This is a genomic window from Nocardia exalbida NBRC 100660, from assembly GCF_000308575.1.
GTDB lineage: Bacteria > Actinomycetota > Actinomycetes > Mycobacteriales > Mycobacteriaceae > Nocardia > Nocardia exalbida.
On record NZ_BAFZ01000161.1, the window covers coordinates 46,383 to 65,700 of the forward strand.

General features: G+C 65.5%; 17 protein-coding genes. 6 read left to right on the plus strand and 11 right to left on the minus strand.

The features are described 5' to 3' along the window. Positions 1-42: 42 nt before the first annotated feature. The gene (locus tag ON29_RS31550; protein WP_040871886.1) at positions 43-450 is read left to right on the plus strand and encodes a YciI family protein; all 408 of its coding nucleotides are present in this window, start codon (positions 43-45) and stop codon (positions 448-450) included. Next, positions 447-1,592, plus strand: coding sequence for an RNA polymerase sigma factor (locus tag ON29_RS31555; protein WP_040871860.1), 1,146 nt, complete (start codon positions 447-449; stop codon positions 1,590-1,592). The genes ON29_RS31550 and ON29_RS31555 overlap by 4 nt, the downstream gene beginning before the upstream one ends. Before the next feature lie 50 nt (positions 1,593-1,642). On the opposite strand, the gene ON29_RS31560 is transcribed toward ON29_RS31555, so the two are convergent. The 3 genes from ON29_RS31560 to ON29_RS31570 all read right to left on the minus strand — a co-directional run bounded on the left by ON29_RS31560 (position 1,643) and on the right by ON29_RS31570 (position 4,666). Next, complete coding sequence (locus tag ON29_RS31560; RefSeq protein WP_051175813.1) at positions 1,643-2,854, minus strand: cytochrome P450 family protein; 1,212 nt, start codon at positions 2,852-2,854, stop codon at positions 1,643-1,645. A gap of 285 nt (positions 2,855-3,139) precedes the next feature. Next, the gene (locus tag ON29_RS31565) at positions 3,140-3,757 is read right to left on the minus strand and encodes a recombinase family protein (protein WP_040871861.1); all 618 of its coding nucleotides are present in this window, start codon (positions 3,755-3,757) and stop codon (positions 3,140-3,142) included. A gap of 225 nt (positions 3,758-3,982) precedes the next feature. Continuing rightward, complete coding sequence (locus ON29_RS31570) at positions 3,983-4,666, minus strand: MerR family transcriptional regulator (RefSeq protein ID WP_040871862.1); 684 nt, start codon at positions 4,664-4,666, stop codon at positions 3,983-3,985. Between the two features lie 91 nt (positions 4,667-4,757). Between ON29_RS31570 and ON29_RS31575 the strand changes: the two genes are divergently transcribed. Continuing rightward, positions 4,758-5,933 carry an erythromycin esterase family protein gene (locus ON29_RS31575; RefSeq protein WP_040871863.1) on the plus strand — a complete coding sequence of 392 codons (1,176 nt, stop codon included), beginning with the start codon at positions 4,758-4,760 and terminating at the stop codon, positions 5,931-5,933. Positions 5,934-6,038: 105 nt separating this feature from the next. Here ON29_RS31575 and ON29_RS31580 read toward each other — a convergent pair whose 3' ends face one another. Further along, positions 6,039-8,984, minus strand: a complete 2,946-nt coding sequence (locus ON29_RS31580; RefSeq protein WP_040871864.1) for a Tn3 family transposase — start codon at positions 8,982-8,984, stop codon at positions 6,039-6,041. Positions 8,985-9,234: 250 nt separating this feature from the next. On the opposite strand from ON29_RS31580, the gene ON29_RS31585 reads away from it, so the two are divergent. Then, positions 9,235-9,570, plus strand: coding sequence for a hypothetical protein (locus ON29_RS31585; RefSeq protein ID WP_217999364.1), 336 nt, complete (start codon positions 9,235-9,237; stop codon positions 9,568-9,570). Between the two features lie 39 nt (positions 9,571-9,609). Here the strand turns inward: ON29_RS31585 and ON29_RS31590 are convergent, their stop codons facing one another. After that, on the minus strand, positions 9,610-9,819 hold the full coding sequence (locus ON29_RS31590; protein ID WP_040871865.1) for a TOBE domain-containing protein: 210 nt from the start codon (positions 9,817-9,819) through the stop codon (positions 9,610-9,612). A 189-nt stretch (positions 9,820-10,008) separates the two neighbouring features. Then, complete coding sequence (locus tag ON29_RS31595) at positions 10,009-10,386, minus strand: hypothetical protein (RefSeq protein ID WP_040871866.1); 378 nt, start codon at positions 10,384-10,386, stop codon at positions 10,009-10,011. Positions 10,387-11,034: 648 nt separating this feature from the next. On the opposite strand from ON29_RS31595, the gene ON29_RS31600 reads away from it, so the two are divergent. After that, entirely contained in the window at positions 11,035-11,463 is a 429-nt protein-coding gene (locus ON29_RS31600) for a hypothetical protein (protein ID WP_040871867.1), read from the plus strand. Between the two features lie 89 nt (positions 11,464-11,552). Here ON29_RS31600 and ON29_RS31605 read toward each other — a convergent pair whose 3' ends face one another. The 3 genes from ON29_RS31605 to ON29_RS31615 form a co-directional block, all read right to left on the minus strand. Next, positions 11,553-12,584 carry a hypothetical protein gene (locus ON29_RS31605; protein ID WP_040871868.1) on the minus strand — a complete coding sequence of 344 codons (1,032 nt, stop codon included), beginning with the start codon at positions 12,582-12,584 and terminating at the stop codon, positions 11,553-11,555. Between the two features lie 4 nt (positions 12,585-12,588). Beyond that, positions 12,589-13,122, minus strand: a complete 534-nt coding sequence (locus tag ON29_RS31610) for a hypothetical protein (RefSeq protein ID WP_157172970.1) — start codon at positions 13,120-13,122, stop codon at positions 12,589-12,591. Positions 13,123-13,449: 327 nt separating this feature from the next. Then, entirely contained in the window at positions 13,450-14,313 is an 864-nt protein-coding gene (locus tag ON29_RS31615; protein ID WP_040871870.1) for an oxygenase MpaB family protein, read from the minus strand. A gap of 218 nt (positions 14,314-14,531) precedes the next feature. Here ON29_RS31615 and ON29_RS31620 point away from each other — a divergent pair, with 218 nt between their 5' ends. Next, a complete protein-coding gene (locus ON29_RS31620; RefSeq protein WP_040871871.1) occupies positions 14,532-16,181 on the plus strand; it encodes an acyl-CoA synthetase in 1,650 nt (549 codons plus the stop codon). Here ON29_RS31620 and ON29_RS31625 read toward each other — a convergent pair whose 3' ends face one another. Both ON29_RS31625 and ON29_RS31630 read right to left on the minus strand, forming a co-directional pair. Then, a complete protein-coding gene (locus ON29_RS31625; protein WP_040871872.1) occupies positions 16,182-17,894 on the minus strand; it encodes an acyl-CoA dehydrogenase family protein in 1,713 nt (570 codons plus the stop codon). Between the two features lie 287 nt (positions 17,895-18,181). Further along, positions 18,182-19,096, minus strand: coding sequence for a cutinase family protein (locus ON29_RS31630; protein ID WP_040871873.1), 915 nt, complete (start codon positions 19,094-19,096; stop codon positions 18,182-18,184). Between the last annotated feature and the right edge of the window lie 222 nt (positions 19,097-19,318).

Consider the following 19,318-nt stretch of genomic DNA (forward strand, 5'->3'; position numbering starts at 1 on the left):
CGATGCGGCCAGAATGGCCCCTACTACTTCAAGGAGAAAATGATGGCCAAATACCTGCTGCTCAAGCACTACCGCGGTGCACCGGCACCGGTCAACGATGTGCAGATGGACCAGTGGACCCCGGAGGAAGTGGCGGCCCACATGCAGTACATGCAGGACTTCGCCGCGCGGCTCGAGGCGACCGGCGAGTTCGTCGACGGTCAAGCGCTCTCCCCGCAGGGCACGTTCGTCCGCTCGGACGGCGAGGGCCGCCCACCGGTCACCGACGGACCGTTCGCCGAGACGAAGGATCTGATCGCCGGCTGGATGGTGATCGACGTCGATACCTATGAGCGCGCACTCGAGCTGGCCGCCGAGCTGTCCGCGGCGCCCGGTGCGGGCGGGAAGCCGGTGCAGGAGTGGCTCGAGGTGCGGCCGTTCCTCACCGCGATGCCCACGGTGACCGAGTGAACGAATCGCTGCTGCGGGAGCTCGTGCCCGCGGTGATCGGCGTCCTCGTCCGGCGCGGAGCCGACTTCGCGTCGGCCGAGGACGCCGTGCAGGAGGCCATGATTCGCGCTCTGCGAAGCTGGCCGGACGATCCACCGCGCGATGCGAAAGCTTGGCTCGTCGCGGCCGCGTGGCATAAATTCCTCGACGTCACCCGGGCCGAAACCTCGCGGCGAGAACGGGAACTCGCCGTGGAGATCGAGCCGCCGAGCGGTCCGGTGCGGGGCACGGACGACTCGCTGTGGCTCTACTTCCTGTGCGCGCACCCGTCGTTGTCCCCCGGTTCGGCCGTCGCGTTGACGCTACGCGCGGTGGGCGGCCTGACGACGCGGCAGATCGCGGCGGCATACCTCGTGCCCGAAGCGACCATGGCACAACGGATCAGCCGGGCCAAGCGGCGTATCACCGGGCTGCCGCTGGATCAACCCGGTGATCTGGCGACCGTGCTGCGTGTTCTCTATCTCGTCTTCAACGAGGGCTACAGCGGGGACGTCGATCTGGCGGCCGAAGCGATCCGCCTCACCCGCCAGCTGGCCGATTCCACCGACGAACCCGAGGTCGCGGGCCTACTGGCGCTCATGCTGCTGCACCATGCCCGCCGCGCGTCTCGCCTCGGGCCGGGCGGTCGCCTGGTGCCGCTCGGTCAACAGGACCGATCTCGGTGGGACACCGGCCTCATCGCCGAAGGAGTGACGATTCTGCAAGCGGCACTGGCTCGCGACCGGTTGGGCGAATACCAAGCGCAGGCCGCGATCGCCGCCCTGCACGCGGACGCGCCCAGCGCCTCCGAGACGGACTGGGTGCAGATCGTGGAGTGGTACGACGAACTACTGCACCTCACGGGTAGCCCGGTGGTGCGACTCAACCGCGCGGTCGCGGTCGGCGAGGCCGACGGACCGCAGGCCGGCTTGGCGGAGCTGAGCAAGGTGGATCCCGACCTGCCCCGCTACATCGCGGTCCGCGCCTATCTCCTCGAACGCACCGGCGACCTCGAGCAGGCCGCCGAGCTGTACGCCGAGGCCTCCCGCGCGGCCACCAGCGCACCGGAGCGCGACCACCTCACCCGCGAGGCAGCGCGGGTCAGGCAGTTACTGCGTTCGTGAATACCGGCCCCATTCGGCAGCCCGACGACGACCGCCGACCGGGAAACCCTTCAACTCGCGATGGGTCCGAGGAGCACAGGTAGAGCGAGCGGCCCGCAAGTGATGAACTGCGGGCTGAGCGGGATGGAGTCCGGCTCGCACGCCAAGCGCAGCCGGGGAAAGCTGTTGAACAGCGTCGACAGCGCGACCCGACTCTCCAGGCGCGCCAGAGGGGCGCCGAGACAGAAGTGCGGTCCTCGACCGAAAGCCAATTGATCTCGGTGATCGTGATCGATATCGAAGACGTCGGCGTGCGGATGCCGTCGTGGATCTCGTCCCACCCCGGCGTACCAGCCCACGATCGCGCCCGCGGGAACATCTACCCCCGCGATGGTGACGTCCCGCAGCGCATACCGATTGAACATGACGCAGGCCGACGAACGGAAACGCAGGACCTCCTCCACGACGTCCGACCACCGCTCCTCGGCCCTGGCCTCGGCCAGTTGCGCGGGATGCGAACACAACGCGATGACCGCGTTGCCCAACAAGTGCACCGTCGTCTCGTGGCCGGCGATGATCACCAACCACAACGTCTGGACCAGTTCGTCGTCGGTCAACCCGCTCTCGTCGTTGGCCTGCAACAGGGCGGAAGTCAGGTCGTCACCGGGAGTGCGCCGCTTGCGGCCGAGCAATTCGGTGAGATACGCGAGCATTTCCCGCACCGCCGCCTGCGTCTGCTCCCCTGTGCTGGTGTGCGAAACCACCGTCGTGGTCCAGCGCCGGATCTGCGGTTGTTCGTCGGCGGCCACGCCGAACAGTTCACAGATCACCCGTACCGGAAGGGGTGTGGTGAAACCGGAGACCAAGTCGATCTCGCCGGTGCGATCGCGAAGGTCGTCGATAAGTTCGGCGGCAATACGCTGGATTCGCGGTTCGAGCGCGGTTACACGACCAGGAGTGAACGCTTGGACGATCGTTCTGCGCACTCGCCGGTGCTCGTCGCCGTCCTTGTTGAGCAGATGGTCGATGTCCGTCAACGCGCGCAGCGGCCAATCCGCGGGAATGGTGCCGTCGTGCAGTGCGGGGCAGTTACGGGCGTTCTTGCTGAACAGCGTGCCGTCGCCGGCGAGGATTTCGCTCACCGCTTGGTGGCTGACCGCCAGCCAGGCCGAGACGTTCCCGGGCAGCTCGATCGGAACGAGGGTCCCGCGCCCGCGGATTCGCTCATAGGTGTCGAAGACGGACTCTCCGGCGGTGGGCAACTGGCTGACGGACTCGGTCACGATGTCTCCCCATGGATGCGGACAGGTGGGCCGCACGAAGCCGAACGGAGTGCGGTGCCAGTGAGTGTGGACAATCCTTGCCCGGCACCGACGTGGAACCGGAAGTCTGTGCCTCAGAACCGGATTCCGCGATCCGAAACCGATGGAACCGAACCGCCGGTCCTCGATCTCCGCACCCGCGTGGAACTCACCCGCCGACCTCGCATGCTTCGCGGTAGGCCCGGGAATCCTGAAGCTGTCAGGAAGTGCAAAGTAGAGGATCCTGAAGCTGGCCTCGGTGAAATCTCAGGCTCGTGGTGCAGCGCTGCTGATGATGCGGTGGATGGTGGAACGGCCGACGCTGTATTCCTCGGCGAGGTCTGCCAGGCTCGCGTCGTCGTCGGGGTCGTGGTAGCGGCGGTGGATCGTTTTCCGTGCGGCGAGCGGCAGTTTCGGCTGTTTGCCCTTGAGGCGGCCCTTCGCGCGGGCCTTGGCCATACCTTCGCGGGTCCGCAGGTGGTTTAGGTTGGCTTCGAATTCGGCGACCATGGCGAGGGTTTGCAGGAACAGCTTGCCGAACGGGTCGGCCCAGTCGTAGACCTGGCTGCCGAGCCCGAAGAGGACATCGCGCTCGCGCAGACTGGTGAGGATCTCGCCGGCCTCGGCCATGTTGCGGGCGAACCGGTCGAACTTGGTTGTGGTCAGCACCACTTGCCGTCCGGTGACGGCCGCCGCGGCGGAGGTGACCGCGGTCAGCGCGTTGTCCAAACCGGCCCTGTTCTTGCGGGTGGTGCCGGAGAATCCCTTGTCGATGAAGATCCGCTCGCGCGGTACCGCGAGGGCGAGCAGTTGCTCGGTTTGGATCTCGACGTCTTGTTCGTCGGTGGAGCAGCGTACGTATCCGACACGGAAGGGCTCGATCACGTCGGAAATCGTTCCATAGGACGGGGGTTCACCGGAACAGTTCCCGGAACACCTCTACGGAACACCCGCGACCAGGGGCGGATTGTTCTCGCCGTGGTGTTCCGGTGGCCGTTCGCCTTACGGAACACTCCATATGGTGGCGAGTCGGCGAGCGCTTACCTCCGCACCGTGCCGTTTTTGATCGAATGCTGAACACGCCGTTGCTGCGGTGAATGTGACTCGGCCTCAGAGTTCACGGGCGCGCAGGTACTCGTCCAGGTCGGCGGCACTGGCGAGCATGGCGCGCCCCCGGGCGGACAGGCGGGCCTGCCAGTCATGCAAGGTTGACTCCAGCGGGGCGACGCCTCCCGCGGAGCGGACCTGGGCGATCAGCAGGGCGATCTGCTCCAGCGAGTAGCCGCCCCGTCTGAGCTGGTGGGCCAGGCGGATGTCCCGTACGTCGGCCGCGTTGTAGATCCGGTAGCCCGTCTGCCGATCGCGGCGCGGCTGGACCAGCCCGGCGTTCTCCCATTTGCGCAGGGTCGCAGGGCGCAGGCCGAGTCGTCTGGCCAGGGGGCCGATGAACGTGTGGCCGCGTTCGGCCGGCACGGGTGCCAGCTCTCGGAGCGCAGCGTCGACGGCCCGGAGGGTGCGGCGGTCGTCGAGGAGCCTGCTGTGGCTCTCGTCGATGAGCCGCAGCGCGTCCTCGGTGGCACCCCGGTTGACCGCCTGCATGATCGAGGTGGCCATCGGGTGACCGTGCCCGGGCACGAGGGCGAGGAACGCGCGCAGGGCTTGCGCGTGCAGCGGCGTGTAGGTGCGGTAGCCGTGGACGGTGCGTTCGGCGGCAGGCAGGATGCCTGCCTGCTCGTAGTTCCTGACCGCCTGGGTGGACAGGCTGTGCTCGCGCGCCAGGTCCACTGGCCTCATGGGATTCCTCACCAATTGAAGGTTCGTTGCGGTGGGAGCGGAATTTCCGGGAAAAAGTTTACACCGAGTGTTCAACGATACTGTTTAAGGCATGGATATCAAGGACACGGCCTCGCCACTCGATGGCGCGAGTATCTCGGCATTCCTGGGGTCGCTTCCCACCCGGCCCCTGCTGCTCGGGCTGGGCGAGGCCAGGCACTTCGTGGGCGAGCTGGGCGAGTTGCGCAACGAGATCTTCCGACACCTGGTCGAGCACGAGGGCTACCGGTCGTTCGCCCTCGAGAGCGACTGTCTCATGGGCCTAGTAGTGGACGACTACATCGCGACGGGCGCAGGCACGCTCGATGACGTCATGGAACGCGGCTTCAGCCACAGCTTCGGCGTCTCACCGGCCAACCGCGACCTCGTGTCTTGGATGCGGGCGTACAACAAGGAGCATGAGGAGAAGCTGCGGTTCTTCGGGTTCGACGGCCCCCTGGAATATTGGGCGGCGAGCCCGCGCCAGGCGCTCACCGCCCTTTATGCCCTCCTCGACGGCCCGCTCCCCCGCACCGTGGTAACCGAGGAAACCCTCGACACGCTGCTGGGTGCGGACGACCGGTGGTCGAACGAGGCCGCGGCCATGGATCCGTCCCAGTCGATCGGCCGGTCCGCCGACGCCCAGCAGTTGCGGCTGATCGCCGACGACCTGGTGGCACTGCTCGACACACAGGGACCGCAGCTGAACACCGAGGACAGGGAGCGGGCGGCACTGTACGGGCGCACCGCCACCGGCCTGCTCCGCTACCACTACTGGATGGCCGACGCGTCCCCGGCACGGTGGACCCGGCTGTCGGCGCTGCGGGACGCGATGATGGCCGCCAACCTGCGTGCCATCGCCGAGAACGGCCCGGCCCTGGTCTTCGCCTCTAACCTCCATCTGCAGCGGAACAAGAGCCTCATGTCGTTCGGTGACCAGCAGTTGGAGTGGTGGAGCGCGGGGGCGATCACCGGGACACACCTGGGCGACCGGTACGCCTTCCTCGCCTCCGCCTTGGGCACGGCCGGCGACAACACCCCGCCCCCCGACACCGTCGAGGGCATCCTGTCCACGCTCCCGTGGGACCACTGTCTCATCGACGCCCGCCGCCTGGCCGAGGCCATCACGACGCCCGCTCCCCGCATCTCCCACGATTTCGCCTATTTCCCGCTGAATCCGGCCCAACTCGACCTGATCGACGGCATCGTGTTCCTCAAGCAGGCTGTCAGGCTGGGTCGACCGGGCTGACGCGCACACGCCTCGATCACTCCGTCATGGTCCTGACATGGTCGATGCAGCGGTCAGGCGTACCGTGCCGAACCGTCGGGAGGGTCGACCGTCCGAGTACACCCGTCAGCTGGCGACCCGTTCTCGGGTGAGGTCCAGGCGAGTGTCCATATCGAGCCGGAACCGGCCGTAAGGATTGATGTTCGACCAGAACAGCGGGCTCAGTGCGCGGCGTTCGGTGTCGCCGACCAGATCGTGGAACTGCGGGTCTTCCAGGACGGCTTGCAGCAGAAGGGTATTGATGTGGACCATCGCCGATTGCAGTAGGTGCAAAGCGAGCATCGATACTTCGGCGTGCTCGCGGTCGGCGCCGGTGAGCTGGGAATCCTTGCCGTAGAACACGACCGTATTGGCGGAGTTCCAGTTCTCCACCACCTGCAACCCGCTGTTGATCTCCCTTCTGAGTTCTTCCGACGCCAGATAGTCGCAGGCGAAAATCGTTCTCACAGCACGGCCGAGTTCTTCCAGGGCCTGGTAGGTGGGGTGTTTCGGGCCACCGCGGGTGAACCGCCGCAGGATCGACTCGCTCTCGGCTGTGCCCAGGCGCAGCGCGGTCGCGTATTTGACCATCTGGTCGTACTGCTGGGCGATGAGATCCCACCGGATCGGGCGCGTCAGCACCGGTCCCAGCTCGCCGTATACCGCGGTGTCGTCGGGCCGGTACAACCGGATCGAGCCGATGTTCTTCAGCCGGGGCAGCAGCTTGAACCCCAGCAGCTCGGTGAACGCGAACCCTACGACCGACGCGCCGTGAGTGTCGACGTAGTTGGCTTCGATCTCGGTGTCGGTGCAGTGCCGCAGCAGCCCTTCGATCATCGCCGCCACCTCCGAACTCGAACACGATTTGAGCTGGGAGTAGATGCAGACGCGGTTGCGCTCGACGTGCCAGTAGATCATCACCCCCGGGCCGCCGTAACGCTGGTGGTACTGGGTCATCAGATTCGACTCCCAGGAGCCGAACTTCTTCGAATCGCTGGCACAGGCGGTGCCCGCACCCCACCAGTTCGGATCTCGGGCGGCGAAAGTGGCGTTCACCAGCTTCCTCGTCGCGCGGCGCAGGTTGTCGCGGGTGATGAAGTGCCGGCGCACATGCCGCAACGCGGCCTCGGACTCCTCATGCTCGCCGGTGTTCACGATCGCCCGGATTCCCATGTTCGTTCCCAGAGCGAACAGGTCGAGCAGGAGCCGTCTTCGCAGCGTGTCGCGATCGATCACCTCCCGTGACGCCACGGAGGTGAACTCTGCGGTGAAGTCGGTGAGGAAATCGGTGTCTTTGAGCACATCGAGGAGATCGAGGGTTCCCCAACGCCTTGCGACCTCGGCCTTGATCTTCTCTAGATTCTCCGGCTCTGGCTGTTTGTCCAGCTTCGGCACGCTGATCCACTGCTCACCGCGCCGCCGCGTCAACCGGATACCGCCGGTGGTGTTCTCAGCGAGGCCAGTATCTAGGCGGGTCAGGGCCTCGCTCATGCGCTGCTTGAGCCCGGCGATGAATTCGGTCGGATCCAGCGGCTGGCGGATCGCGGCGTAGTGCACCTCACGGGCGGTATCGAAATCGCCGGGCAGATCGTCTTCGGGGTTGCGCCACCGGTTACCGCCCTCGACATAGATCTCGCGGCGGCGGATCGCGTCCCGCAACGCGACCAGCACGCACAGCTCGTACGGGATGCGCTCGACGCGGTCCTTCTCATCGACCACCGCCTCCCGCCACGCCTTGGGCACCACCCCATCGAGCGGGACGAGAGCGTGTTTGTCGTAGAAGCGGACCTTGCCGTCGATGCTCGCGTACCGCTGCAACAGCTCCATCGCGACCATGACCGGCCGGTAGGCGGTGTTGTTGCACCGGAAATCCAGCGCCGCCAACAACGCCGGCAGCATCCGTCGATAGTGGTTGGAGTACGAGCTGCGCAGCACGGTGCGTACCCGCGCCTGGAACACCTGATCGTTGGCCTTCGCCTCTTTCACCAGCTCCCGCAGCGTCTTCTCCCCGACCACCGGGTACAGGGCCTCGCGCACGATGTCATCGGGGTGGTCCACGGCCGCTTCGGCGAGGCGGAACAAGATGTTCTCCTTGCCACGCACTCGGCGCAGGTCCTCGGTCAGCTCCTTCTCCACTCGCCGATCCGCCCGCGTGCCGATCTTGTGCACCAGCTCGATCAGCAGATCTACCAGCGCGTCGGTGATCTCTCCCGACCGGACCCAACACAACGCCGCCAGCAGCGTCAGCATGGTCGGTGCCGGCATATCCCGCAGATCCGACGGGAACATGCGCGCTGCCCGCGCTCGCCAGGCATCGACCAGCTTGTCGCTGGCGTCGGCAAACAAGTCTGCGGGCAGCTCCAGCGCCCGCACCGCGGCCAGCTTGTCTACTTCCCGCAGCAGCGTCTCGAGACTGACCTTGCCCGGGTCGGACTTCAACTCCGCCAACAGATTCCGGCCACTTGCCAACGGCGCAGCACCGACAGCGACCAAGTTGTTCAACCGGTCGACCGACAGCTCACTCAGCCGTGAGACGGTCCGTTCGCAGAACTGTTTCTCGAAACTCGCCCGCGCCGACCCGATCAGCCGGTCGATCCGGCCAGGGGTCGTCGGTTCGATCCGCTCGGCCCGGCAGCGCACCAACAGCGCCTCACGCAGCTGCTCGTCACGCAGCTCCACCGGGCACACCTCGGCCGCCAGCCAACCGGTGAGCTTGTCCTCGTCACCGACGCTGAACTCACGGAAGCCGTACACCGCGCGGATCTGCTCGCGGTGATACTTCGCCGACCGGCCCGACCACGGGTACGCGTCGAACTCGGCAGGATCGACCTTAAACTGCTCGGCCATATAGGAGACCACCGCAGGCGGAAACTCTTCCGGGCTACGAGGAAACCGAGCCTCCAGCTCGAAGAACTTCAGCAACAGGCCGAACCCGAGGCGAGTCGCGCCCGTCTTGTTCCCCACCCGCTGCCAGTCGCTCCCGACCAGCGTCCACGACCCGATCAGATCCTCGGTCGACCACTCCTGACGCACGCCCGGTCACGCTAGACCAAACCCGCCGCTGCCGAAGCTACTTTGCACTTCCTGACAGCTTCAGGATTCCCGGGCCCGGTAGAAGGGCGGATTCGCAGATATGGTGAATCCCGTTGCACCGAAGCACTGCGCCGACTGCGGAGGTTAACCGTTGCGCTCCGCATCCGACACCGACGCGGCCGACATGCTCTTCATCCGATACCAAGCGGCAGCGCCCAACCGTCACGGCCGGTACCCCGGAGTCTTCGCATTGGTCAACGGCCTGGCTTGGGCGGGGCGCCTCACTGCACCGCAAGAGCAGTTCCGGCGCCGTGAAAATGACTGGTACCACGATAATCTCGTCGATCCCGGACGCCTCGATCCCTCGCCCTACGACCGAGGCCGCCATCCGGAGGCCGAAGCGTGGTTCAAGTCCTCGGCCACTCATTTGATCGCACGCGTGAACGGCTACCTCGAGATTCTGGACGCCCACGGCATCGAATGGTCCCGCCGGAGCTCCGATGCTCCGGGCCGGATCATCTACGACGATCCCTACCAGGTCGTCGTGGAGCGCTGGCGGCACCCGGCAGGCCGAGAAGTCGGGTGAGCCCGTGCGGCCGGATTCGCCGGTCCCGCAGCAGCGCGACTATTCGACGCCGAGCGCCACCTCTGTCGCTTTGATGAGGACTTTGACGGCCGAGCCCTCGGTGAGTTCCAGGTCGTCGACCGCGTCTCGGGTGATCGAGGAGGTGATCTCGTCACCGCCGGTGAGCCGGACACGGACCACGGCCATGGCTTCGCCGCGGGTGATGGAGATGACGGTGCCGTCGAGTTGATTGCGGGTAGATAGCTGCATGTCGGTGATGGTACGCAGACCGATCGCGGATGGTGGGAATTGCCGACTGACATTCGCGGGGAAGCGCGAAGATCGCGACTGCGTTAACGGTGGCCACCGGTGGCATATCTCCGGCGGATGCCAGCGCATGCGACAACTCGGCCCGAGCCGCAATGGGCGGTTTGCCGGGCGGTGATCGAGTTTGCTGGGCTACTGCGGGCGATCTCGATGTCTCACCGCTGAATGCCCCCCCGTGACCGGTTGCGCCGCCAGCTTCTCCACCACGGCAAGCAGGTCGTCCAGCAGGGCGCGTGTCCCCTCCATCAGCGCGACGGCCTCGCGCGTCATGGTGTTCACTTCCGCGAGCCGCTCGTCCACCGCCGCGAGGGTGGTCCGAGACGCCACCATTGTCTGCGCTGCCGTGGTCAGCGTGGTGCTGACGACGTCGAGGGTCGCCTCGGTCCTGGCGAACGTATCCTCCACCCGGCACAAGACCGATTCCACGTCGACGAGAGTTCGCTCGGCCCGGCCGACCATCTCGAACGGCCCCTTCGTCAGCAGTCCCATGACGTGTTTCACCCTTCCCATCTCAGCCCACTATCCGCTGCGCGACACCGTGGACGCCCACGCACACCCGGCCGGTAACGCTGGACCGCCGACGGCCCGTAAGTCGCGCCGGTTCGATCGGCGAAACCAAATCTGGAATGCCACTGTTCGAGCACATCCGATTCGAAGTAGTTGGCCTCGACCGAGCAGACCGACTCACAGGCACACAGTCGATACATTCATCTGGATGGATATCACCTATGCGATCAACGATGTAGTTGCAGCCCACGGGACCATTCGTCGACGAATGGCCGGTCGCGCACGGCATCGCGACTGTGTATGCCAATGCTTCTACCTATTCCCTAGTAAAGATGCAGCGATCGGCGCAACCGTCGCGGCTCCACCAATTATACTGAAGTATAATAATTATGCTTCGGCACACGCGCTACCGCGGCTCTGAATATGACTCGAGTCACACCCTTGGCACCCCGGCGGTTGTCTGCGGACAAGCCGTAACCCGCACGCCTGTAGACGAGTTGCGCACGGACCCACCGATACGCCGTAGGGTGGCCCCGAGCGCCGCCGAGTTCGGTGGCACGACGCAAGGGCTACACGCGCCACGATCGAGTAGTTATGCTGTAGCATAACCGCTTATCGAAGAAGAGTTCGAGTCGACAAGGAGCGCGCGGTATGGGCAATGGCGCCTTCTCCGACCGCCTCGAGTACTTGTTCCGAACGATGCCGAACCCCGAAGGCAGACGCTATACCGCCGACGAGATAGCGCGCCGCGCCACCGACCTCGGCTACCCGATTTCGGCGGTATACGTCGCGCAATTGCGTTCCGGGCTGAAGCAGAACCCCTCACTCAAACATGCCACCGGCCTGGCCGCGGCATTCGACGTGGACATTCGATTCTTCACCGATGAGGAAGCCTGGCAGCGCGGCCGCCAAGAGATCGAATACCTGCGCCTGAGCACGGCACCCGGCCTCGAAGCCGTTGCCTTCCGCGCGATGGACCTGTCCCAGCAGTCGTTGGCCTCGTTGATCGACTACCTGAAGTTCCTCCGCGTACAAGAAGGGCTTCCCCCGGACCCGCCGGATCTGCCCGAACCATCATGATGCGCGACGATGTCCGGCCGGGCGCCTGTTCGACAGCAGTTCCGCCGCGAGCATCCCGGTAATCGCGGTCGGTGTGCGCGGGAGCCCGGCTACCCGTCCGCGCGGTTTGCGCTCAGGACCGATGGGGTTCGGGCGTCGAAAAGCTCTGCGGCAGTGAGTTCGTAGGCCGCGTGGCGGGGACTGTCGCGCGCTGCGGCGCTGAGCGATTCGTGGTCCAGCCGGTAGGCCGCGGCCAACGCCGGCGCTTCGCGTTGCAGCAGTCGCAGGGCGTCACTGACCTCGATCAACATGTCGGTCACGCGCGTTTCCGCGCGCCTGCTCACGCGGGAGCGGAATCGCACCTGCGGGTAGCGTCGCGTCAGCCAATGGTGCAGGGGTGCGAGTCGTTCGATGTAGGAGCGGGCCAGTCGAGCGCTTCGAAGTGTCCCCAGCACGACAGGACCGGTTGTGCCGACCACCAGCAGAACACTCACCACGACTTGAAACGAGATGGTGAGGCGTTGCGCCCACAGCGGCGGCATGGCCGGCCATAGACCGACGACAACGAGCACCCAGATCTCGTACCCGACGAGCAGGACGCACACGCCTGCCAGCACACTCAGAAGGATTCGCCGCCACTGTCGCTCGCGAACACTGGCGCGAGCCGCCGCACCCGCCAAGGTGGACATCGCGTGGATCACCACGATCGCCTGGACAGCCCAGTACAGTTGCATCCGCGGATTCCCGGAGAATTCCCGCGCGAAACCGAGTCCATCCGGCTGCTGCGGCGAAGTCATGAAGAGCGAGACCATAACTACTCCGACAGACCCGTATACCGTGCGTGCCACATGTACCCGTTGTCGCGTCGGCGGATCGGCTGACAGATAGTTCCGCCAATACAGGGTGGTCAGGACTATTGCGGTCACAGCGCACAGGTTGCTCAACAAGTATGCGGTGTTGACGCGGATAGGTTCGAACACGCCCTGGCAGGCCGGAGCGAGCAAGAGGTAGCTGAGCGCGACCAAGCCGAGGATGGCGATGGGCCTCCATTGTCCCCGCGCCCCTTGCGGTGCCAGCTGCCATGCCAACGCGCCGACACCCACACCGATGAACACCGAGATCGCCCCGGCGAACTGTGCCACTCGCCTACTCGATCCGAGTGCGCGGAAAGCCCAGCGCCGCAAGCAACCCGGCAGACTCACCGGTGCCCGCGTCACTCCACAGGACCGTGCGCAGGGTTTGCCTGGCGAAGTCCTCGGCTTCGCGCTCACTCTCGGTGTCGTAGGCCGATCGGTATCTGACGTGCGCGAAGCGCGCGATGGCTGCGGGACCGAGTATGGAACACAGCGCCTGGCCAGCGTCGACCCGATGCTCGACCGAGGTATGGCCGTACAGGATGTGACCTGCTTCGTGCAGCACGGTGTTGATGCGGGCGATCTCGGGCAGGTCGGCATCGAATTCGATGAGATCTCCCGTGCCGGTGCGCAGCCACCTGCCCGCCACCGATGGCGGCAGGGTGGAGCTGGCGGCGATGCTGACCGGGATACCACTGGCGGAGGCCAGGATTCGGCCGAACGCGGTCAGTGTGAACGGTTGCAGCTGGGCGGTGTGCCGTTGGACTTCGGTGCGGGTTCGACGCTGTGCGCGACGGGTCGAGTTCGATTTCCAAGTACGGATCATCGCCACCGCCCATCCTTTGCCACACTCGGTCTCCATGATTCTGCCGCAGCACGGGGTGTGGGCGTGCGGCGTCCGCGCCCCCGAATTTCCAGGGCATGCTCGCGGAGGTGCGTCGGGCGAGCACGAGTGCGTGGTGGGCAGGGTGCCCGCCGAGGGAATCCGTGCCATCCTCACCTGGCCGACACCACGCTCACCCGGTTCACCCCAGCAGGACCTCGCCGCGGCGAAGCCGGTCACCCGCCTGAGCCGGCCGAACGGCCGTGACGAAACCTTCCGCTCCGAGATCATCGATGCCCTGCACGTGGGCCGCATGGAGCGGAACCGTCTTCACACCAACGGCTTTCCGAGCGCACGCCGCTTGCGCATATCGTGGAGGTAGGTCTCGAATGGATACAACCGCCAGCGCTCGGGAAGCACTCGCAGTAGCAGACCGATCGAGCGCATCGTCACCTCGAAGATCCGCTGGCGGCGAGGGCTCCAAGCCAGCCCCAGTTCGTCGCGGAAATGTTGCGGGAGAAAGCCCGTGGTGAAGAACCGGTTCACCCGGCGGAACGCCCATCGCTCGAGGGGACGGTAGGGCCCCAGATCGACGACTTCGTCGAGCAGATACGCCCGCACCTCGTCGTCCAGGGTGAGATCCGGCAGCTTCGAGTCCCAGTAGCGCGCGAACGCAGTGCGGTCTCGCGGCCACAGCTCCGGTCGCATCTGCAACGTGGTTCCGAACCGGCTGGACTCGCGGTACACCTCGTCGGCCAGATCCTCATCCGCCGGGCCGTACAAGTAGGTCAGGGAATCGATCGTGCCGCGGTAGAGGCACGCGGCGACCCACAACTGCAGTTCCGGATCGAAGGCGTTGTACTTCACCGGACTGTCGGAGCCGGATCGCACATAACGGTGCGACGTGTTCACCGCCGCACGATAGGCCGCCCGGTCTTCCTCGGTACCGAGCATCGCCACCGCCAAATAGGTCAGGGTCGTGCGGCCGCGCTTGCGCGGATGCAGGGTGTACCGGCCGCTGTCGACCGTGCTCTCGACAACGCCGCGGCCGACCGGAGGGAAGCTCAGCTGCATGATCACGTTGGCCGGGCCGCCCAGCAGTGCCGCAGGGCCCGCCATGTAGCGGCGGCGGCGGCGACCGAGATCTACCTCGGGTGAGGTCAGCAGCGGTGCCGACGGTTCAGGACTGGACATGCCGAACTCCCGCGAGATATTGGTATAAGTTACAAATCATTCTCTCAACAACACGCACGATCGGCAACCACGAACCTCGGGTTACCCCGCCTTGCACTCACGCATATGTGAACGCGCATTCTTGTCACGCACTAGGCGTCTTGAGGCGTAGGGGCGGTGTCGGCGGGACAACGCGGACCCGGGATTCGATCGCCGATCGGCCCCACTGGAGGTATTCGATGACAAAGACACTGGGATCGCCGCTCGCGGCAGTCCGCTCGATAGCCGACCTGGCATCGGCGGCCGTCGTGCTCGCCAAGCGCGGGATGTTCGATCCGGCGCGCCCGGCCGAGACGATCCGCGTGATGCGCGAGGCTTCCGTGTACGGCCCGTTCGTCACCGTGCTGGCACACGCCACCCGCCGCCATGGCGCCGCCCCCGCCATCGCCGATGAACGCGGAACACTCACCTTCGCTCAACTCGATCAGCAGTCGAACGCGCTGGCCCGAGGACTCATCGGCGCGGGGATAAGCTCCGGCACCGTCCTCGCGGCGCTGTGCCGCGACCACCGCGGAATGGTGTTGACGCTCTTGGCGGCCGGGAAGGTGGGCGCCCGCGTCGTGTTGATGAACACCGGCTTCGCCGGGCCCCAGCTCGCCGAGGTCGCCGAGCGGGAGAACGTCGGGGCGATCCTGCTCGACAGCGAATTCCTTCAATTGCTCGGCACGATTCCCGGATCGGTGCCGCGCATCCTGACCTGGGTGGACGAGGTCGACGCCGTCGAGGCGCAGACACCGACGATAGACCTGCTCATCGCGGCGAACTCCACCGCGCCGCTGCCTGCCCCGAAACGCCCCGGCGGCCTAGTGATTCTGACCAGTGGGACCACCGGCACGCCCAAAGGCGCCCCACGTGACAAGGTCTCACCATTGCAATCGGCGCAATTCCTGCACCGGGTGCCGATGCCGCGCAACGACACGGTCGTGATGGCGGCCCCCATCTTCCACGGCACCGGTCTGTCCCAGTTCACTCTCGGCTGGGCGTTGGGCAACAAGATCGTCTTCCAGCAGCGCAAGTTCGATCCGCGACGAACCCTCGCCAACGTCGCCGATCACCGCGCCGCCACTTTGGTCGTCGTGCCGACCATGCTGCAACGCATCCTCGACCTCGGCCCCGCCGTGCTCGAGCGGTACGACACGACATCACTGAAAGTCGTCTTCACCGCGGGATCACCCGTCTCGCCGGACCTCAGCAGACGCACAGCCGACGCTTTCGGTGAGGTGCTGTACAACCTCTACGCCTCGACCGAAGTCGCGGTCGCCGCCGTGGCCACTCCGCACGACATGCGAGTGGCGCCGGGAACCGTCGGCAAACCTCCCGTGGGTTGCCGCGTCGCGCTCTACGACGCGCAACGCAACAAGATCACCACACCCGGCGAGGTGGGCACGATCTTCGTCTCCAGCGGGCTCAGCTTCTCCGGCTACACCGACGGCCGGAACAAGGAAATCGTCGATGGTCTGCTGTCCAGCGGCGACGTCGGCCACTTCGACGCCGACGGCCGACTGTTCATCGACGGCCGCGACGACGACATGATCATCTCCGGCGGCGAGAACGTCTACCCACTGGAAGTGGAGAACCTCCTGGTCGACCGCCCCGACATCCTCGAAGCCGCAGTCGTGGGCGTCGAGGACGCGGACTTCGGAAAACGGTTGCGCGCTTTCGTCGTTCCCGCCGAGGATGCCGAGCGCGACCCCCAGGAGATCAAGGACTACGTCCGAGCGAACCTCGCCCGCCACAAAGTACCCCGCGAGGTGGTGTTCGTCGACGAGCTGCCGCGCAACGCCACCGGCAAGCTGATGCGGCGCAAACTCGAGGAGACCGACATATAGCTACGGACTCATCTCGAATGCGCCCGCGTAGCTCATCACCTCGTCGTGCAGACGGGCGGTTCGCTGCTCGTCGACGACCGGTTTGCGCAGCACATTCAAGGCCCAATCCTGCTGCGCGGAGGTCGAAGAAGCCTTCGAGAACAGCCCGAGCGCGTAGGCCGAGAAGTCGCGCACGAATACCTCGAAGATGGAATCCACGATGTCTTCGGATGTACCGACGATCGCGGCCTGCTCCAGGATGAGCTGTCCGTAGGGCAGCAGCGTGAACAACTCCCCCACCGCCAGTTGGTAGTCCAGATCCTCCAACTGGGCCGGGGTCGGCGGCGCCTCCACCGGGAACCGGGTGAATCGCTCCGCCTGCTCGATGAAAAGGGCCACGTTGGGCAAGTGGCGGTAATTCGCATAGGCCGACCGCCAGTCGGCGAATCGGACCTTGCCCAATCCCGCGGCGCCCGGCTGCCGGAACAGCGATTCGTCGTCGCCCGGATCCCGTCGTACCGGCACCGGAGGCAACTGCGCCGGATCGAAGAGGAAGTTCGGCATGAATTTCAGCGTGAGTGCCATATTGACATGGGCGGTGCCTTCCAGCCGTGGCATGGAGTCGATCGTGCCGCGGGCTGTCGCGAAGTAGCTGTCCTTCTCGAAACCCTTGGCGGAGATGACATCCGAGAGTTCCCGGAACACCCGTTCGGCCTCACGCGTGACCTTCATCTTGCCGATGGAATTGAACATCACGAAGCGGCGATCCTCCGGAGTCGAGCATCGCATGTAATCGATCGCTCGTTCATGGTAGAGCCGCATGCCGTTCATGCGAACGTAGCTGTCGGACAGGATTTGCCGAACCTGCGCGAAATCAGTGACGGGATGTCCGAACAGGATCTTCGCGCTCGCATGGTTGATCGTCTCGTAGAAGCAGTGCTCCACGATGCCCAGCGCGACCATACCGATATTGAATTTGCCGCAGTTGACCGCGGCAAGGGCGGAGTCGAATGCCTTTCGGCCCACGTGCAGTACGTCGTCGGCCGACACGGGATAGTCCACCAGGTCGTAGGCGGAGACGAAATTCTGGCCGTGGATGACGTTCTTGACCAGACGGTAGTTCGGGTGCTGGCTGTCGGCGATGAACCAGACGTAGGCGTCGGGACCTTCGAGGTCGGTGCGTCGGCCGATGGTCGGCACGATCCGGGCCACGTTGCCGTTGCCGATGTAGTACTTGCTGCCGGTGGCGGTGAACCCGCCCGCACCGTCGGGGGTGAGCAGCATGTCGGTGGCGTAGATGTCGGCACCGTGATCCTTTTCCGACAGCCCGAAGCCGATGATCCCGCCGCGGTCGAGTTCCTCGGCGGCACGCAGATGCGCCTTGCCGTTGGCGCTCTGCCAGATGGTGGCGAGACCGAGCGTGGAGACGCCCCACGCGTACCAGTACTGCGATCCGTAGAAACCGGTGATCTCGTTGAACCGGGAGATGAACGCGGTGTCCCAGCGCTTTTCCGGATCAGCGCCCGAGCTTGCCCGCGGGGTCGCCATGTAGGCGATGATCCGGCTCTCGGCGAGGAACCGCATCCAGTCGTCGTACCACTCCGCCCGGAACGCATCGCTGGTGAGCGCCTGCTTGCCCTTCTTCTCGAAGAAGTCGACCACCGACCGCAGCCGAGCCCTCGTGGCCGGGTCGAATTCCTCGAACGTCTCGGTTCTCGGGTTGAACAGGGCCATGGTGAGGCCGCCTTTCGAAGTGATGGCAAGTGCCATCACTTTAAGACTGAAGGCAGCCGCCGTCAATCTGCGGATGAGGCGCGAAGCAGGCGGCGGCAGGCCTCGTCGAACGTGCGGACAATGCGACATCTCCGGTCACCGATATGGTTCGTCGGCTGCCCGGACAGAGTCCACCGGCGAAGCCGGACGGGAACCTCGCGGCAATCGGATCGAGAAGATGTCCCAGAGTGCTCCGTCGACGGAGCGGCCGCTGAGCGCGATGCGTCGAGCTCAGCGGCCGGGGACGGTCAGGGGCGGGCTTCCTCGATCAGACGCTGCCGCAGCCAGGTCAGAGGGGTGAGCGCATCCGGGCCGAGGGTGTATGAGGGGTAACTCTGATGGATGCCGGATTTGAGGAAATCGTCGATCTGTTGCTTGCGCTCTTCGTAGGCGGAGGTGTTGATCTGGTCGGAGAGGAGGCCCAGGCCGCCCGCGGCCAGTGCGTCGCCGATGATTTCGGTCGCCTGTTGCTGATAGTTGCCGATTTTTCCCGGATCCGGATTCGAGAGTTGGACGAAGAAGCCGGCGATCCGTCCGGCGAAGTCACCCTCGGGCATCGCGCAGTACAGATCACCCGCGGCGCAGAAGGTGTAGGTGCGCGAGGTGAGCCAGCCGAAACCTCCCGGGCGAGGTCCGGCCGCTCCGGCGCCCGGGACGGGCGGGCCGATCAGGGTGTCGCTGGGTGAGCGCCGAGGATCGGAGATCAGCCCGACCAGGACCACCCGGTGCGGCGGCATCACGCCCAGGCCGGTGCCGATCTCGGCCGCGAGATCACCTGCGGCATCCGCGCCTTGGCTGTAGCCGAGCAACGCGATCCGGGTGGCTTCGCACGCTTGCGCCATGTCCGAGGCGAACGTGCGCGCTTTGTCGATCGCCTCCTGCTTGGAGCGGCCGTACACTTCGCTTTCCCAAGGGAACGCCGTCGCCGCGTAAGGAACATAGTCGACCTGGACGTCCCCGGGTAAACCGCTCAGGCTCGATGCGAGCATTCCTTTGCCCGGATCGGTACTGGATGTCTCCCACGTTCCGGGGATCGCCACGACATACAAGTCTGGGCAATGGCTCGGTGCGCCATCGGCAAAAGGCGCGACACCGAGCTGAACAGTAGCGGTTACCGCTGCGGCCACACACGCGGCAGCTATCGTCTTCCATCGGGTGAACATCGAATTCTCCGTGTTTCAAAGCACCGAGGTCACGTGATCGAGATGAATTGCGCCGGACAGCGGGAATCACAGTACAGCCGGAACGCGCGCAACGTGCACCATTCTCCGGCATCCACACCGGAGGGCGGCGATGCGACACGGCATCGATCACACGCCACCTCGATGTCGTGGACTCGGGTCAGCGGTGTGGTTGGGTCATGTCCCGGTTCATGGTGGGCAGTT

Excerpts from the sequence above, each read along its gene's own strand:
- ON29_RS31550 (WP_040871886.1), top strand. The coding sequence starts at position 43 with ATGGCCAAATACCTGCTGCTCAAGCACTACCGCGGTGCACCGGCACCG.
- ON29_RS31570 (WP_040871862.1), bottom strand. The coding sequence starts at position 4,666 with ATGAGGCCAGTGGACCTGGCGCGCGAGCACAGCCTGTCCACCCAGGCG.
- ON29_RS31575 (WP_040871863.1), top strand. The coding sequence starts at position 4,758 with ATGGATATCAAGGACACGGCCTCGCCACTCGATGGCGCGAGTATCTCG.
- ON29_RS31590 (WP_040871865.1), bottom strand. The coding sequence starts at position 9,819 with ATGCAGCTATCTACCCGCAATCAACTCGACGGCACCGTCATCTCCATC.
- ON29_RS31595 (WP_040871866.1), bottom strand. The coding sequence starts at position 10,386 with ATGGGAAGGGTGAAACACGTCATGGGACTGCTGACGAAGGGGCCGTTC.
- ON29_RS31600 (WP_040871867.1), top strand. The coding sequence starts at position 11,035 with ATGGGCAATGGCGCCTTCTCCGACCGCCTCGAGTACTTGTTCCGAACG.
- ON29_RS31610 (WP_157172970.1), bottom strand. The coding sequence starts at position 13,122 with ATGATCCGTACTTGGAAATCGAACTCGACCCGTCGCGCACAGCGTCGA.
- ON29_RS31615 (WP_040871870.1), bottom strand. The coding sequence starts at position 14,313 with ATGTCCAGTCCTGAACCGTCGGCACCGCTGCTGACCTCACCCGAGGTA.
- ON29_RS31620 (WP_040871871.1), top strand. The coding sequence starts at position 14,532 with ATGACAAAGACACTGGGATCGCCGCTCGCGGCAGTCCGCTCGATAGCC.
- ON29_RS31625 (WP_040871872.1), bottom strand. The coding sequence starts at position 17,894 with ATGGCCCTGTTCAACCCGAGAACCGAGACGTTCGAGGAATTCGACCCG.
- ON29_RS31630 (WP_040871873.1), bottom strand. The coding sequence starts at position 19,096 with ATGTTCACCCGATGGAAGACGATAGCTGCCGCGTGTGTGGCCGCAGCG.